At 62.9% G+C, this 15,846-nt stretch carries 12 protein-coding genes and 2 pseudogenes; 8 read left to right on the forward strand and 6 right to left on the reverse strand.

Annotated features, from left to right (window positions below; genetic code table 11):
- Positions 1–225: 225 nt before the first annotated feature.
- From ROSELON_RS02745 to ROSELON_RS18050, 3 genes are all read left to right on the forward strand, one after another.
- Complete coding sequence (locus ROSELON_RS02745) at positions 226–1,185, forward strand: DUF4424 domain-containing protein (protein WP_217520191.1); 960 nt, start codon at positions 226–228, stop codon at positions 1,183–1,185.
- Between the two features lie 238 nt (positions 1,186–1,423).
- Positions 1,424–2,890, forward strand: a complete 1,467-nt coding sequence (locus ROSELON_RS02750) for an AMP-binding protein (protein ID WP_025310920.1) — start codon at positions 1,424–1,426, stop codon at positions 2,888–2,890.
- Positions 2,891–3,007: 117 nt separating this feature from the next.
- Positions 3,008–3,295 carry a hypothetical protein gene (locus ROSELON_RS18050; protein ID WP_156945727.1) on the forward strand — a complete coding sequence of 96 codons (288 nt, stop codon included), beginning with the start codon at positions 3,008–3,010 and terminating at the stop codon, positions 3,293–3,295.
- Between the two features lie 334 nt (positions 3,296–3,629).
- On the opposite strand, the gene ROSELON_RS02755 is transcribed toward ROSELON_RS18050, so the two are convergent.
- The 4 genes from ROSELON_RS02755 to ROSELON_RS02770 form a co-directional block, all read right to left on the reverse strand.
- Entirely contained in the window at positions 3,630–4,193 is a 564-nt protein-coding gene (locus ROSELON_RS02755; RefSeq protein WP_156945730.1) for a hypothetical protein, read from the reverse strand.
- Positions 4,194–4,231: 38 nt separating this feature from the next.
- A complete protein-coding gene (locus ROSELON_RS02760) occupies positions 4,232–4,585 on the reverse strand; it encodes a hypothetical protein (protein ID WP_156945733.1) in 354 nt (117 codons plus the stop codon).
- A gap of 67 nt (positions 4,586–4,652) precedes the next feature.
- Positions 4,653–5,768 (reverse strand): COG3904 family protein, encoded by a 1,116-nt coding sequence (locus ROSELON_RS17305; RefSeq protein WP_025310923.1) that lies wholly within the window; start codon positions 5,766–5,768, stop codon positions 4,653–4,655.
- Entirely contained in the window at positions 5,765–6,859 is a 1,095-nt protein-coding gene (locus ROSELON_RS02770; protein WP_156945736.1) for a COG3904 family protein, read from the reverse strand. The genes ROSELON_RS17305 and ROSELON_RS02770 overlap by 4 nt, the downstream gene beginning before the upstream one ends.
- Positions 6,860–7,046: 187 nt before the next feature.
- On the opposite strand from ROSELON_RS02770, the pseudogene ROSELON_RS19160 reads away from it, so the two are divergent.
- A pseudogene (locus ROSELON_RS19160) lies at positions 7,047–7,174 on the forward strand (IS5/IS1182 family transposase); the annotation flags it as partial.
- Positions 7,175–7,324: 150 nt separating this feature from the next.
- Here ROSELON_RS19160 and ROSELON_RS18600 read toward each other — a convergent pair.
- Both ROSELON_RS18600 and ROSELON_RS19165 read right to left on the reverse strand, forming a co-directional pair.
- Positions 7,325–12,862, reverse strand: a complete 5,538-nt coding sequence (locus ROSELON_RS18600) for a calcium-binding protein (protein WP_281172851.1) — start codon at positions 12,860–12,862, stop codon at positions 7,325–7,327.
- A 172-nt stretch (positions 12,863–13,034) separates the two neighbouring features.
- A pseudogene (locus ROSELON_RS19165) lies at positions 13,035–13,170 on the reverse strand (IS110 family transposase); the annotation flags it as partial.
- A gap of 583 nt (positions 13,171–13,753) precedes the next feature.
- On the opposite strand from ROSELON_RS19165, the gene ROSELON_RS02780 reads away from it, so the two are divergent.
- The 4 genes from ROSELON_RS02780 to ROSELON_RS02790 all read left to right on the forward strand — a co-directional run bounded on the left by ROSELON_RS02780 (position 13,754) and on the right by ROSELON_RS02790 (position 15,662).
- Complete coding sequence (locus ROSELON_RS02780; protein ID WP_025310926.1) at positions 13,754–14,695, forward strand: tyrosine-type recombinase/integrase; 942 nt, start codon at positions 13,754–13,756, stop codon at positions 14,693–14,695.
- Positions 14,696–14,715: 20 nt separating this feature from the next.
- Positions 14,716–14,880 (forward strand): hypothetical protein, encoded by a 165-nt coding sequence (locus ROSELON_RS18390; protein ID WP_198020784.1) that lies wholly within the window; start codon positions 14,716–14,718, stop codon positions 14,878–14,880.
- A gap of 138 nt (positions 14,881–15,018) precedes the next feature.
- A complete protein-coding gene (locus ROSELON_RS02785) occupies positions 15,019–15,219 on the forward strand; it encodes a helix-turn-helix domain-containing protein (protein ID WP_038650808.1) in 201 nt (66 codons plus the stop codon).
- The gene (locus ROSELON_RS02790) at positions 15,216–15,662 is read left to right on the forward strand and encodes a hypothetical protein (protein WP_025310928.1); all 447 of its coding nucleotides are present in this window, start codon (positions 15,216–15,218) and stop codon (positions 15,660–15,662) included. The genes ROSELON_RS02785 and ROSELON_RS02790 overlap by 4 nt, the downstream gene beginning before the upstream one ends.
- Positions 15,663–15,846: the final 184 nt, after the last annotated feature.

A 15,846-nucleotide genomic window follows, 5' to 3' on the forward strand; every position in this document is an offset into this window, starting at 1 on the left:
GGCAGGAAAACGGCCTTTCGCACTGACCTACACCGCCGCAACGGCATTGTCGAACCCGCCGCCGCAACGGGTCGGGGCCAAAAGCACTTGCTCCGGGCAACTGTTGACGCCACGCTGGTCGGCGCGGGATGATACCGCGTCCCTGTTGAGCGGGCGCATTCAGCGAGAACCGAAATGAACCCCACCTTAGCCAAATCACTTGTTGCCGCCGGGGCGGGCCTCATGATGGCCGGCCAAAGCGCTGCGAACGACAGTTCCGTGATGCTGCGCATGGGCGGGTTGGAGTTTGCCGAGACCGACCGCGTCGCCATGGTATCGGAAGAGCTTTACCTGAGCCCTGATGAAGTGCGTGTCACCTATGTCATGCGCAATCTGACCGATGCCCCCGTGACGTTGACGGTGGGCTTCCCCCTGCCGCCGCTGGCCGATTTCAGCGATGACTTCAACCCCACGATCCCGCTACCGGATCAGACGAATTTCGTGGGCTTCACCACCCATGTCGATGGACAACAGGTCGAGTTGACGCCGCATGTCGAGGCGTTGGTCGATGGCGAGGATCACGCCGACCTTCTGACCGAGTTGGGCATTCCGCCCATCCCTGTCTACTGGGCGACGATCGATGCGCTCGAGGCGCTGCCGGTCGAGGATGTCGCGCGGCTGCAAGCGGCCGGCATGCTCGATTGGGAGGGGTTTTTTCCCCAATGGGAACTCAGGGCGACCTTTCTGCGCGAGCAGACCTTTCCGGTTGGACGCGATATCACCATCGAACATCGCTATACGCCTGTCGCGGGCGTCAGCCTCGGGCCACCGCTGGATCCCGGGTTCGACCGCACCGCGCCCGAGGCCGACTGGCAAGTGGCGGTCAGCGATCGCTATTGCTGGGATGAGGCCATGGCCGCCCGCGACGCACGCCTGGCGCAGGGCATCCCCGATATAGAGGCCGAGGTGACCTATATCAGCTCGGAAATCCCTTATATCCTGACAACGGGGCGAAACTGGGCCGGTCCCATCGGGCGGTTTTCACTGGTCGTCGAAGGCGAAAGCGACGCGGACATGGTGTCGCTGTGTCTGCCCGGCGTCCGCTACGTGTCGCAATCTCGCGCCGAGTTTGAAGCCGATAACTTCGTCCCCGATGATGACCTCGAGGTGTATGTCTACAGGGCAGTTCAGCTCCCGGCGGAGTAACGGATCGTTGCGTGCGACCACTCGGGCAACCGCAAGTCGTCACGCCCCGTTCAACCGGGCGCGCATCATGCGACCGGGGCAGCGCCCCGCAGATCACGGCCCTTCCCCGCTTGACCCCGGTCGATCCCGCGACGATGCCTAGGGAACCTGCGGCAAGCCGCGCCTTTCCCGTGCCCTGCGTGGCCGTCGGCACCATCGCCGCGCATGGGAACGACGGCACGAACGGAGACAACGAGCGATGGCGACAAACCCGATTCACGAGGCCTTTCTGACCGGTCAGCCCGAAGGCGACCCGTTTCTGATGACGCCCGATGGCGGGACATTGACCTATGGCGGGCTGCGCGCCAGGGTCGCGCAGATGGCAGGCGCCCTGCAGGCGCAAGGCATGGGCCCGGGCGATCGCGTCCTGTGCCAGATCGAGAAATCGCCGCAAGCGCTGATCCTGTACCTTGCCACGGCCATCGCCGGCGGCGTCTTCATCCCGCTCAATACGGCCTACACCCCGGTCGAGTTGGCCTATTTCCTTGACGATGCCGCCCCCGTGCTGCTGGTTGTCGATGACAGCACCGCCGGGGCCCGCCCCGTAGCCGACGCGCGCGGCGTCGCGGTTGTCACCGCGTCGGAGTTGATGGCTCTGGACAGTGCGCCCTTGTCCGACCCGCTTGCGCGCAAGTCGGACGATCTCGCCGCGATCCTGTATACATCCGGCACCACGGGCCGCTCGAAAGGGGCGATGCTGACCCATGAAAACCTGATCTCGAACGCAAAAACCCTGTGCGATGCCTGGCGCTTCGAACGCTCGGACGTCTTGCTGCATGCGCTGCCGGTCTTTCATACCCACGGGCTGTTCGTCGCGACGAATATCGCCCTGTTGTCGGGGTCGAGCATGATCTTTCATCAGCGCTTCGATCTCGATCAGATCGCCCGTGACCTGCCGCGTGCGACCGCCATCATGGGTGTGCCCACCTTCTACAGCCGGATGCTCGGGGATGACCGCTTCGACCGGGCGGCCCTGGCCCATATGCGGTTGATCGTGTCGGGCTCGGCGCCCCTTTTGGCCGAGACGCATGCCGCGTTCGAAACGCGCACCGGCCATGCCATTCTGGAACGCTACGGCATGACGGAAACCAACATGATCACGACCAACCCCTATGATGGCCCGCGCCGCGCCGGGACGGTCGGCCACCCCTTGCCCGGGGTCTCGGTGCGCCTTGTCGATCCCGACGATCAGGGCATCGGCGGCATCGAGGTCAAGGGCCCGAATGTGACACCAGGCTACTGGCAGAACGCCGAGAAAACTGCCGAAAGCTTCACCGAGGATGGCTGGTTCATCACCGGCGATCTGGGGCAATTCGACGATGACGGCTATCTCTCGATCGTGGGGCGCGCGAAGGATCTGGTGATCTCGGGCGGTTTCAACATCTACCCCAAAGAGGTCGAGACCGAAATCGACGCCTTGCCCGGTGTGGTGGAAAGCGCCGTCTACGGCGCACCCGATCCCGACCTTGGCGAGGCCGTTGCCGCAGCGGTGGTTCTGGAACCAGGGGCCCGGACCGACGCCGCGCAGATCATCTCGGCGCTGTCAGGGCGACTGGCCCGCTTCAAGATCCCGCGCAGCATACGGATCATGCCAGAGCTTCCGCGCAACGCCATGGGCAAGGTCCAGAAAGCCGAACTGCGCAAGGAGGCGGCCGAACAGAGCTAATTCCGGATCGTTGCATGGCCCCGCGAAGCGCAGGAAAAACGTCGCGCGCGCGCCCCGCGCCTCTGGTCTGCCTGATCGCTACTTCCTGATTGAAGGCGAAGCCCTCGACGTGAACGCTTGGCCGAAGAGATCATCCAGCTTGAGACGTTCGGAGAAAAGGGCAAGGACCGGAAGCGCTGTTCCGGGGTCACTTCGAACTACCGTCCGTTCATGACCCAAACGATCTGGAGGGCGCGCCCGATGGTTGAAATCGATCGGACGGATGCGGTTGAGCGCATACGGCAGGCGAAATATCACACCCCGCGTCGCAGCAATTGGCCATTCCGCAGTTCTCCTGTTACTACCCCGCAACCAACGGCAACCGTGGCGCACCCCACCCGTCTGGACTTTGATGCGACGGTGTAATTGCTCGGGGTCCCTCTGCGCCAGGGCGAACGCTCGCGGATGGCGTAGAGCACGGCATCCGACGATTCCACCATTTAGCCACAGGGGCATCGGTCGCCGGCTGCCGTGACTATACCTCAAGGGTCTTCGCTGCAGCCACTACAGTCGGCGGCCTGATCCCGTTCGACCTGTCGGCAAGAGCAACCCCCCAACGCGATCCACAGGCCCTCGTCGCTCGCGCGCGGCTCGGGCATGGCCGTCGGCGGAGCGCATCGCGCAGCAGTTCCACCGGGGCCCTATCGTGGCGCCTAAGGCCCCGGACGCCGTGTTCGGCGCTATCGGCCAGGCACCCCAGTCAACACCGAGTCTCGTAGTCGATGAGCCGGCGCAAGCCGTCACCTAACCCGTCGAACAGGGAGTCACGGCTGATGAGGTCGGAATAGGGCAGCAGGAGACACGCGTAGCGACCTCCGATCTCGGTCAGGTTGCCCAAGATGATGGCGCCATCGCATGTATCACTGTCGATACAGACCTGTGCGCTGTCGAAATAGCCGATGATGGAAATGATGTCCTGCTGTAGCGTGTTCGGGGAGCTGCTGGTGTCCACCATTTGGTCGATGATCGTGGCCATCGTCTCGCGGGGGACTGTCACGTCCCGCAGCCCTCGGATATCGACCCGTGCCATTTCCGCCCCGAAGCGGCGCTGTGCGTCAAGCAGGGCACCATCGTTGAATGCCGCGACGAACTGGAAAGCCGCTTCGCGCTTGGCTTGATTTACCTGTTCCCTGTAGCTCAGAACGGCGATGATCAGCGTGACGATGACGGTCACGTTGGCGCCGATTGCCATGAACGCCTCAATCTTGTCCAATCGATCGCGGGGAATGGGTGTCGGACGACGTTCGGCGGTCTGCGTCACCATGCGCTTGCGCAGGCGGCGCAGCCTTCGGCGTCTGACGCCTAACATTGCACACGCCTTGGCAGGTAGGCGACGCCGTCTTCGATCCGCACGTGCTCCATGTCGAGGCATCGCAACTCGTCGGCGGTATAGCTGATGACCCTGTCAAAGCCATCTTCCGGCGCCGCCGCACCGGTCTGGACGTTGCTCACGCCGCCGAAATTTAAGAGGCCGGTCCCGCTTCCTGCAAGAAGATCGGACAACGGGCACTGATCGACGATGATGACGATGACGTCCCGGCGCTGTTCGAGGTATGCCTCTCGGTTTTCGACGAGACAAAGAGCACGGTCTGCCGGGAGCACCCAGTGTTCTTCCCCTGCCGACACGGAAAGGCCAGGGACTATGAGCACGCCCACCAGACTGGATATGTAAAAAGGACGTTTCAGTATAGCTGGAGCCTCCATCTGGTGTCGAGATACGCGATCATACACATAACCTCATGACGTTGATGGCGGCGTCCGGCTGTTCGATTGCAAGTGTCATTTGAAAGGGTTCGAGCACCGGAATCTCTATGTAGGGCACCGAGCCGATATCCGCCGATAGGTAGCCGCCATGAGCAATCGCGCGCACATCAGAAGGATCAATTTCCAACGAAACCACCATGCCGCGCCCATCGTCGAGGGAAAGGGCCTCGGCGACACGACCGGTGAAGCTGTGGTCGCCGATAGACAACGGAATCAGGCCGTTCAGCAGGCGCTGATAGAGGTCGGTGGCCATGTCCGCAGTCAGCCAATCAACAGCATCACCCGTCGTCAAGGTAAGTCGATGGACGCCACGTGCATCGCAGAACAAGCGGGCGACCTGCCCCGTGCTCTCGTCTGTGGCTTCGGCGAACAAGCCATTGCCGAAGGCGTGCACCGTCCAACCCTCCAGATCGCCAGCCTGTCGGGCGACACCGAGCTCGCGAATTTCATCGCGGGTCAACCGGCGTATCGGGTCGGCCGGTCCGACGGCGGCAGCAATCGGGTAGAGCCCAAGATCAATCCCCATCTCCACAAGGTACTCGACAATGAGTCCGGTGACGTATTGGTCCCTTGCCGAGTCTATCAGCATCTCCAGCGCGCTGACCTCGCCCTCGCCCAATTCGAACATCGACGGGTCGATGAACTGATGGAACCCGATCGCCGCGCCTTCGCCGATCGCACGGTCCACGCCACCGAGGAAGGCATAGGCGCAGGCTGAGTCGCAAATTGCTCCAGCGGTTCGGTAGTGCCGGAAGCGACCCTCGGGCGGCATTGATGGTTCGAGAACAGAGCGCGCGATACCGGTGCGGTATCCCGCCTCGCGGATCAGGCGGCCCAGTTCCAGACCGGCGGCGAGATCCCCACCGGGAGAGTTGAACACGATCGGGAGCATTCTGTCTCCCTCGAAAGCACGAAACAGGTCCGGCGTTTCCGGTGTGATCTCACCTTCGGCCTGTATCCATGTGCAGCCGTGACAAATGCCGCCGGTCGTCACTTCCTGAAACGTCATCGGGTCAGATTGCGCCGGGGCTACGACCAGGACGAACGCAGCTGATATGGCGAAACGGCGGATCATGTCCGACAAACCCTCAGCACGTTTCGGGGAAGGTTGGTGTTGGCGAGCGGGATCGAGATCGCGAAGGGGTCGGCCAAGGCGCCCGGCTCGGAGCTGCCGATTGCATTTAACCTAATGCGATGGGATCCCGCGAACATGTCGGCTTCGCGTCCATCGATCGAAAAGCTGATGAGCAATCGGCCATCTTCGGAACGGTAGAAATCCCGGACGCGTCCGGTGATCGTTCCCCTGTCCGTGGTGAACGTGGCTTCGTCGCCGCCGAGGGCGAAGGCGGCCCGCACCTCTTCCGTCGCGGCGACATATGGAAAATGGAAGGCGACGAAATAGTCCGTTCCGCCTATGCAGTAGAGGAAGACACTGCGGTCGGAATGAGGGGTCGTGGTCTCGGCGTAGAACCCGTTTCCGAAGGGAACCGCACGCCACCGGCCGGCACCGTCACTTATATTGTCGATTCCGAATTCCAGCACTTGATCCCGCGTCAGCGCCGCACCCGGCAAGGCAGGATCAATACTCACCGCCAGGGCGTAGAACCGCGGGTCCACCCCCATCTCGACGAGGTATTCGACGATCCGACCGGTGGCCGCTTGTTGATTGACCCGCGCAATGGCCGCGGCCTCGGTGCCCACTGATCCGGCTTGCAGCGAGTCCTCTAGGGAACCACCAATAAAGCGAGAGGCAAGGAGGGCGGCATCTTGTGGAACGCGGCGGGCCGACCCTCCCATGAAGGCCAGGGTACAGGCCCCGGCGCAGACGCCCTCTTCGGTGAAGGCCCAAATATCGTCGATAACGCGCAGCGAGGTGCCGACGATCGTGGTCAAGTCATATTCGCGGAACAATCGCCCAAGCTCCATTGCAGCGTCATGGTCGACACCGCCGCCGTGCAACCTGATGGTCCGAACTGAGATATCATGATCGGCCATGAAGGCGCGGAACGCTGACGGCGTCTCCGCCGTGATGTCCCCCTCGGCCGATATCCAGCAACAGCCGGGCCGCGCCGAGGCGTCCCCGACAAAGGCGAACACCATCGGCTCTGAGGCAGCAGGACCCGTTGCGAGCAATGAAATCCAGGTCGCGATAATGGTGCGAAACATCTGGATATGATGCGTACTCGGTTTTCGAGGATCAAGTCTGCTGTCAGCACACGCTCACGCCTGGTCGGGTGAGAAACGAGTCTCGGCACATCGTTGAAAACTCCAGCCATCCGAGACTGAACCTCGCCGAAGACCTACGCTGAACTCGTCACACCGCGGCTGATGATCAATGATGGAATTGGCCTCCGGCCAACCCGCAGTGCTTCATGTTACCATCTGCGACAGTCAGGGGTGCCCTCTCGACCTGTTCGTGACCGCCGGAGCGGTCATCGACAAAACCGCGCGCAAGCGATTTGCGACAGCCTTCCGCATGTCGCCGGTCCAGCATGTCTGAGCACTAATGTGCCCACTCAACCTTCCGCCCGTTGAAGCGCACCAACGAAAAACCTGGGCGCTCCTGGGGTAGTCCCAATTGACGCTTCGCTGTTGAAGGTCGAGCGGTCCGGCAGTGCGTTTTGCCCAAGCCTACACGAAGTCGAAATCCGACGCGTCGAAGCCGCCGGTGTATCCGATGACGATGAGGGCGTCGCCGTCGGCGAACTCGATCCGGCTGTTGACGCCGTTGTCGGTGATCGTGAGGTCCGACAGCCCGTTCACCTGCGCGTGGCCGCTGAAATCGAGCAGGTCGAGCCCGTCTTCCCAGCCCACGAGGAAGTCGACGCCGCTGCCGTCCTCGAACACGAAGCTGTCCGCCCCGGCCCCGCCGAAGAACGAGTCGAACCCGGAGCCGCCCTCCAGCGTGTCCTGCCCGTCGCCCCCCGCCAGCACGTCGTTGTTCGACCCGCCGGTCAGCGCGTCGTTGCCGCCGGCCCCCGACAGAACCACCGCGTCCGTCACGCCGGTGGCGTCCAGTACGTCGTTGCCATCGCCGGAATTCACCCGCTCGATCCCCGTGCCGGCCAGCGCGAAGGTGAAATCGCCGTTGTCCAGCAGGAACAGGCGGTCATACCCGGCCCCGCCATCGAAGGACTGGTCGATGCTTTCGGCGAAGAACCGGTCGTCGCCCGCGCCGCCCTCGAAGGAATCCGAGCCGCCGTCGCCGAACAGGAAATCGTCCCCGCCGCCGCCGATCAGCACGTCGTCGCCCGCGCCGCCCGACACCTGGTCCGTCGCCGAGCCGCCCGTCAGCGTGTCATTGCCGCCTTCGCCCGAGATCACGAGGCCCAGGGCCACGCCGGTGCCGTCGAAGACATCATCGCCGGTGCCGCCGATGACCCGCTCGATATTGGTGCCCGACAGCGCCACGTTCACGCCGCCCGGATCCACCGCGATCAGCCGGTCATAGCCACCGCCGCCGTCGAAGAACGTGTCCTGACCGTCGATATAGAGATCGTCCGCCCCGGTCCCGCCCGAGAAACTGTCCGCGCCATCGTTGCCCTGCAGGATATCGGAGCCCCAGCCGCCGATCAGCACATCGTCGCCGGCCCCGCCACGCAGCAGGTTGCCATTGCCCCCCGTCGCCTCCAACGTGTCCGACCCAGACCCGCCGAGCAGCGTGTCGGTGCCGCTACCCACGCCCCCGATGATGCTGTCCGCTCCGTCCCCGCCGTCAAGCGAGTCGTCACCATCGCCGCCGTCAAGCGTGTCGTTGCCGTCCAAGCCTTCGAGCGTATCATTGCCGCCAAGACCCAGTATCACGTCGTCGTTCTCTGTACCGGGCAGGCTGTCGGGGCCTGCGTCGCCCGTGATCGTGGCGTTGCCGATGGACGCAGTCGTATCATTGAACCGGATTTCTTCCACATCCGTCAGGATCAAGGTTGTGGACCCATCGGTGACCGTCGTCGTGCCGGAAACCGAGGTTATCGTGAAATCGGCCGAGAGTCCGTCAACCACGACGGTATCATTCCCGATGCCGCCATCAATCGTATCGGTGCCTCCCAAGCCAGCATCAATATAGTCGTTGCCGGCGCCTCCTTCGATCGAATCGTCGCCTCCGCGACCGCCAAGGAAGTTGTCGAGACTGTCGCCGATCAACGTGTCGGCCATCTCGGTGCCCTGTGCGCCCTCGATATCGAGCAGCGTGTCGGTGTTGCCGAACCGATCGGTCGCCGTCCCGTTCGCGAGATTGACGTTCACGCCCAGTGTGCCGTCGAATTCGAGGTAATAGGACACGACGTCGAAACCGCCATTCCCATCGATCGTGTCATTCCCGGCCTCTCCGACCCAGCTTTCGTAATCGCCATCGACGCCAGAGCCGAAATCAGACCCTTCCATCAGGTCTGCGCCCTTCGATCCTTCGAAATGGTCAGCATAGGTGAAGCTGGTCGTGACCTGTCCGGCCAAGGTGCCGGTGCCGGTGGCCGTCCCGGTGCCCTGCGCCCCCGAAACCTGTAGGTGAATGCCTGCGCTGGCCCCGCCGAGATCTTCGAAGATCATGTCGAGACCGCCACCGAAGCGATCAGCAAAGGCCTGTGCGTGGCCGATCACCGTGTTGGTGCCAAGCCCGGCGGTAATGATATCGCCAAAGCCCTGCGTACCGCTGGCGCCTGTCGAAGAGTCTATCGTGTCGTTGCCGTTTCCTGCGTTGATATTGTCGCGGCCGTCACCACCCACGAGCGAGTCCGCGCCATCACCGCTGCGCAAGGTGTCATCACCGCCCCCACCGACCAGCGTGTCGTTGCCGCTGTCTGTGTCGATCAGGTTCGCATTCCCGTCACCCGTGGCATCCACGGCATAGTTGCCGATGAACTCCAGCCCCTCGATATTGCTAAGCGACTCGGAGTTGTTGGCGTTGCCCTGCTGACCCCAGTACCCCGTGGTCAGATCCAGTTCGGCGATGAAACCGACTGGCAATGGAAAGTTCGTTACGTCCACCGCGATCACGTCGAACCCCGCCCCACCATCGATGGTCTCGGCGCCCGAACTCAACTCGAACCTGTCGTCACCGTCACCGCCCGAAAGGCTGTCGTCGCCAAGGCCGTCGCGGATGGTGTCGTTGCCGCCACCGCCATGGATCGTGTCGTTACCATCGCCGGTCTGGAACAGGTTGGCGTTGTCGTCGCCCGTGGCCTGAACATCGATTTCACCGGTGAAGTCCAACGCTTCGATTGCCGTGACCGTATCCGACAGCGTGGGATTGCCCAATTGACCGGAGTAGCCGGTCACGAAGTTAAGTTCGTAGACAAAGGTTCCCTGCGCCACGCCGCTCACGTCGACGAGCATCGTGTCAAAACCATCGCCGCCATCGTAGGTGTCATTGCCCGTCGTGTTGTGGATCACGTCGTCGCCGACGCCGCCGAACACGCTGTCGTCGCCTGCGCCGTCGATCAACTCGTCGTCACCGGCGCCGCCGTCAATGGTATCGTCTCCTTCACCGGAAGAAAGTCGGTTATTCTCCTCATCCCCGAGCATGCGGATGTTGAACTGCCCACGCAGATCGACGTTCTCGATGCTTATGAGTTCATCGAAATCGTTAGGGACACCGTCCTCGTAAAATTTCCCTTGAACCAGATCCATGACCCAGACGAAGGAAAACGGTGCGAAATCGAGGTCGAGATCCCGGAAATAGGTGTCTATGCCATCGCCACCGTCGAGCACGTCGTTGCCGCGCGCGTCGGCAATGGTGTCGTCACCGTCACCGCCTCTGAGCGTGTCGTTGCCATTGCCACCGATCAGTTCGTCGTTTCCGTCGCCGCCTTCGATGGAATCGCTGCCGCCGAATCCTTCAAGCTTGTTGTCGTTGCCATCGCCGATGATCGTGTCGTTGCTTTCGGTCGCGCGCACGTCGACAAAGCCCGACAAGCTGTCGGTGTCGCCGAACCCATCGATGGCCACGCCCGTGGCCAGGTTGACGTTCACGCCGGCGGTGCCGCCGTAATTCGCGTCACGGTCATAGCGGACAAGGTCATCGCCGCCGCCACCAATCAAGGTATCGTTGCCTTCCAGACCGCGAATATGATTGCGATCACCGTCGCCTACGAGGCTGTCGTCAAAGGCCGAACCGCGGATCATCTCGATGCCGGTGATCGTGTCGTTACCCGCCGCCCCGGTCGCAAGGCCGGTGCCGAGGTTGACCGTCACCGCACCTGTTGCGTCATCATAATACACTTGGTCGAAATCGGCGCCGCCATCGATCACGTCGTTTCCGAGACCCCCGTCGATCTCGTCTTCACCGTCGCCGCCGATCAGGGTGTCGTTGCCATCCAGACCGTCGATTTCATCGTTGCCGGCAAGCCCATCAATGGAATCGTCACCGGTTGTCCCGATCAAAACATCATCGCCTGGGGTGGGGGTTGCCGGGGCCTGTCCGCCCAGGTTGATGGTGACATCGTCACTGTCGAATCGCAGAAACTCCACATTCGTCAGAACGACCGATGCGCTGCCATCGGTGACGGTCGTTACCCCCCCCACGGTGGTGATGGTGAAATTGGTGCTATCGTCGAAGATCTCGACCGTGTCAGACCCGGCGCCACCGTCGATCGTGTCGCTTTCCGCCGCGCTGAAGAGCGGATCAAAGTAGTCGTTGCCGCCCCCACCGACGAGGCTGTCATTGCCTTGGCGGCCGATAATCCGGTTGTCGCCCCCGTCCCCGATCAAGGTATCGTCGAACTCGGACCCCTCGACATTCTCGATCCCTTGGAGCGTATCGGTGCTGCCCGAGCCGTCGACGGCCAGCCCGGTGCCGAGATCGACACTGACCCCGGACGAGTCCTGATCGTAAGTGACCTGATCTTCGCCGCCCGCGCCATCGATGAAGTCGGCGCCCGCCGCGCCAACGAACACGTTGTCGTTGCCATCCCCGAGCAGCGTGTCGGCCTGGTTCGTGCCACCCACGCGCTCAATGCCAATCAGTGTATCGGTGTCGCCGTGGCTGTCCGTGGCGATGCCGGTGCCGAGGTTGACATTCACACCGTTCGCGCCGGTCTCGAGTAGGTAGAGGACAACATCTCCGTCGCCTGCCCCGCCATCAAGCGTGTCATTGCCCGCGCCACCAACGATAACATCGTCGCCGCCGTTGCCTTCGAGTTCATTGTCGTTTCCATCGCCGATGATCGTGTCATCACTTTCGGTCGCACGCACGTCGACAAAGCCCGACAGGCTGTCGGTGTCGCCGAAACCGTCGATGGCCACGCCCGTGCTCAGGTTGACGTTCACGCCAGCGGTTCCGCCGTAATTCGCGTCGCGGTCGTAGCGGACAAGGTCATCGCCGCCGCCACCAATCAGGGTGTCGTTGCCTTCCAGACCGCGCATGTGGTTGCGGTCGCCGTTGCCCACGAGGCTGTCGTCGAAGGCCGAACCGCGGATCGCCTCGATGCCGGACAGCGTGTCGTTGCCCGCCGCCCCAGTCGCGAGGCCGGTGCCGAGATTGACCGTGACCGATCCGGTGGCATCGTCATAGGTAACCTGATCGAAATCGGTGCCGCCGTCGATCGAGTCATCCCCGAGACCGCCGTTAATGTAATCTTCGCCGGCCCCGCCGATCAGGGTGTCGTCGCCCTCTTGCCCATACAGTTCATCATCGCCGATGGCGCCGTCGAAGTAGTCGCCGACCTCGGTACCGCTCCAGATGTCATTTTCGCTTTGGGAAACGTAGGAAATTGCCCCGTCCATATCGAACACTTCGCCGATGCCATAGGGCGCGCCCGCCGGGGTTGCGCCCCCGCCCGTAATGGCTGCCCTGAAGGCATCGAGTTCTGTCTGATTGGTCGGCACCGACTGGATGTTTGGATCCGTCGAAGCAAGCAAGAAGCCGTAATCCACACCTTCGCTGGCATCGTAGAAGGTCAGCAGGGTCAGAGTGCCATTGGCCGTGTATACGTCGAAAACGAAGATCTCGTCATTCGGGTCCGACCCGAAGCGTTCGTTGTTGATAATGGCGGCAACCTCGCCTGCGCCATCGAAATCCACTTCTGGAACACCGAAATCGTTGATGCCGGCGTTAGGGTCGCTGGACAACTGGTAGCTGACATCCACACCTGCGGAGACAACGAAGTCGGCGTTGATCTGACCGCCGAAGGTGTCGCCATTCTGCAAAATAAATCCGGTATAGGTGTAGGTGGTCATGTGCCCGCGCTTCCAAAATTCCTTCCGCAGCACCATGCAAAGCGCGCGATGCCTGAATCAATGAAAAAGAACACTTGAATTATCAACTTTGGGCGCTAACGCACCCTGTGCTCTCGACCTCGGACGCGGGTGCACATCAGTGCAGGATGCTAGGCAAGCAAATCCGTCTGGTTCAGGTCGTGGTCGCTGCCTCGCTCCCAACGGTCAATCCATCGATCCACATCCGGTGCATCACCACGGCCATGCGGCGCGCCATGGCAACCATTTGGGCGTTTACGTCCTGGGCGTTTGGCGACGCGGGATGCCCACGTACAGACCGCGTTTCAACGCCCTCTGTTCAGTATGACCGTCGCAACTTGGCACCGGGCGCGACGGCTTCTCTCGCCTTGGAACCCGTATGCCAATCGAAGCCAAAACACGACCTTTCAGAATAGCAAATGGAGGCGGGCGTCGGCGCGCCGTTTGCATCAAGGTCAGGGCGCGGGGTTGCAACACTCTAGTCGTTCTCGAAGCGTACGAGGCTGGCGGTGACATGTTTCGGATCAAGCGGGATGTACTTCTCCATCTGCCAAGTGCTGACCTGCGCATACAGGCGAGAGAGCAAGAGACAGATGCGGAGAACGAAATCACCGTGGTGGGAAAAGTGGCGAGATCGGAAAACCTTCCCGCATATTTCCGGTTTTTTTCAGCGCGTTGAACGATGGATTTGGTAGCGGAGGAGGGACTTGAACCCCCGACACGCGGATTATGATTTAGCAGAGCGCCCATAACTGGTTGCAATTCTTCATCATCCGGGGCGTACGGTGCCCTTATATTGCGACAACTTTGCTCCTGTAGGCCAACTCGGGATCACCCCCGGCCACCGCCAAAACTGTGTCAGGAGCAGTACCCATGTCCATCTTCCGTTTCACCGAGAAGCGCCTCGCAGACCTCCCGCTGGGATCGGGAATACACCGGGATACCACGGTCCGCGGGCTCCTCTGCCTGTGCCACAAGACCACCCGCACGTACTCGGTCCAGGGCGACGTCCGCAGGAACAAGAGGCTCGTCCGGTCGGTCAGGGTGAAGATCGGGAGGGTGGACCACGTGCGCCTCTCGGACGCCAGGAAGAAGGCGCGGGAGCTCATGAACCTCATCCACTCCGGCGTGGACCCGACCGCCAAGCCCGACGAGACCGGCATCACCCTCGAACAGGCGCTCGAAGCCCACCTGTCCGAGAGGAACCTCCGGGAGCGCACCGCCCACGACTACCGCTACCACGTGGAGAAGTACCTGAGGCGCTTTCGGAAACGCGCGATCGCAGACCTATCACGCCAGGACGTCCGAGACCACTACGAGCTCATGCGGACGCGTAACGGACCGACCGTGGCGGCCGGCGTGATGCGGACGTTCCGCGTCCTGGTGAACACCGCCATGCGCCTCGACGAGACGATCGAGCGCAACCCAGGCGACGCGATCCGCGTCCCCCTGCCGAAGCGGCGGCGCGTGGGAGAACTGGACGTGGCGGACTTCTGGCGGAGGACCGCGGACCTCTCACCCTCCATGCGCGACCTCGCCAGGACCTTCCTGCTCACCGGGGCGAGGCGATCCACGGTGCTGTCGATCCGCAGGGCCGATGTGGACCTGGAGAGGGGCGTCCTACGGTTCGACCACATGAAGACGATGGAGGAGTGGGCGTTCCCGATGGGCCCGCACCTGACGGGGATGCTCGCCGCCAGGATGGCGCCGACGAGCCGCTCGCCAGCGAGTGGCTGTGGCCGTCACCCGCCAGCAAGACGGGCCACGTCCAGGAGCCGCGCAGGAGGGAGGGCGTGCCGAGCCCCCACGAGCTGAGGCACCATGCGAGGACCCTGATGATCGCGGCGGGCGTCCCCTACGCCGAGGGCGCGTTGCTGCTGGGACAGAGGCTCCCCGGCGCGTCCGGCTCCTATGTGCATCAGTCCCACCTGGTCGAGGCGCTGCGCCCACACGCCGAGGCCTACGAGGCGCTGGTGCTCCGGGAGGCGGGCGCCGACTAGGGCGTTGCGCGGACGGGCGCGGGACAGTTCTCAACCGAAAGACGTTGGCATCTTAGGGAGTTGCAAGGTGGCAACCTGAGTTCATCCGTGGCGGGCATATTCCACGTCCGCTCGCAAACTGACACAGGAGCCAGCCCCATGACCGCACCGACGGAACCCCAGACCTTCACCAGCCCGTGGCTGACCACGGAGCAGGCCGCCAATTACCTCAGCGTTTCCACGGGCACGCTCGCGAACTGGCGTTCCGCGGGCAACGGGCCCCGCTACAAGGCGGTCGGCCGACTGGTCCGCTACCACAGGGACGACCTGGACGCCTTCCTGATGGAGGGCGCGGCATGAATTGGACGGACGTGTTCTGGGTGCGAGACGACCCCAACCCTGACTTCTCGAACGAGGAGGAGCGGGCAGAACGGGCCGAGCGACTTCTCGACACCGTGCCGGAGCTGACCGCCATGGACCCGATAGAGGGTGTGGTAGAGGCCTGTAGGCGGGTCGGCTTCAGGCCCTTCGACTGCGAGACGCTGCGGCTGCTGGCACGGCGCACCGGCAACTTTCCGCTGTCGATCGAGAGGCGCGAGGGTCCACCCCGCTACGAGATGGAGACGGGTTGGGCTCAGGACGCGCTGCGGTCGTCGCAGGAAGAGAACCCGGACTTCTGGGAGGACGACGCGCTCGTGCAGGAGGCGGCCCGTCAGGCGCCGTGCGTCTGGGCGAAGGTCAAGGCCGAACTGGACCGTGAGGCCCGCCGCGTCGAACGCGCGCTCTCCCGTTCACGCCCCTGAACCGTCGCTCAGCCAGCGTTGGAGCGCGCCTGCGCCCACGCTGGTTTGCGACGCCAGGTCGTCACGACATCGTTTCAGAGAGAGTGAGCCGGCCACCTCCCACCGCCTTTCGGCGTCCGCCTGGGGGTGACCGGCCTACAAGGAAGACGAGTACGTCCGAACACACCCACAACACAAAGGAAGC

Source organism: Roseibacterium elongatum DSM 19469, assembly GCF_000590925.1.
In the GTDB taxonomy this organism is placed as follows: domain Bacteria; phylum Pseudomonadota; class Alphaproteobacteria; order Rhodobacterales; family Rhodobacteraceae; genus Roseibacterium; species Roseibacterium elongatum.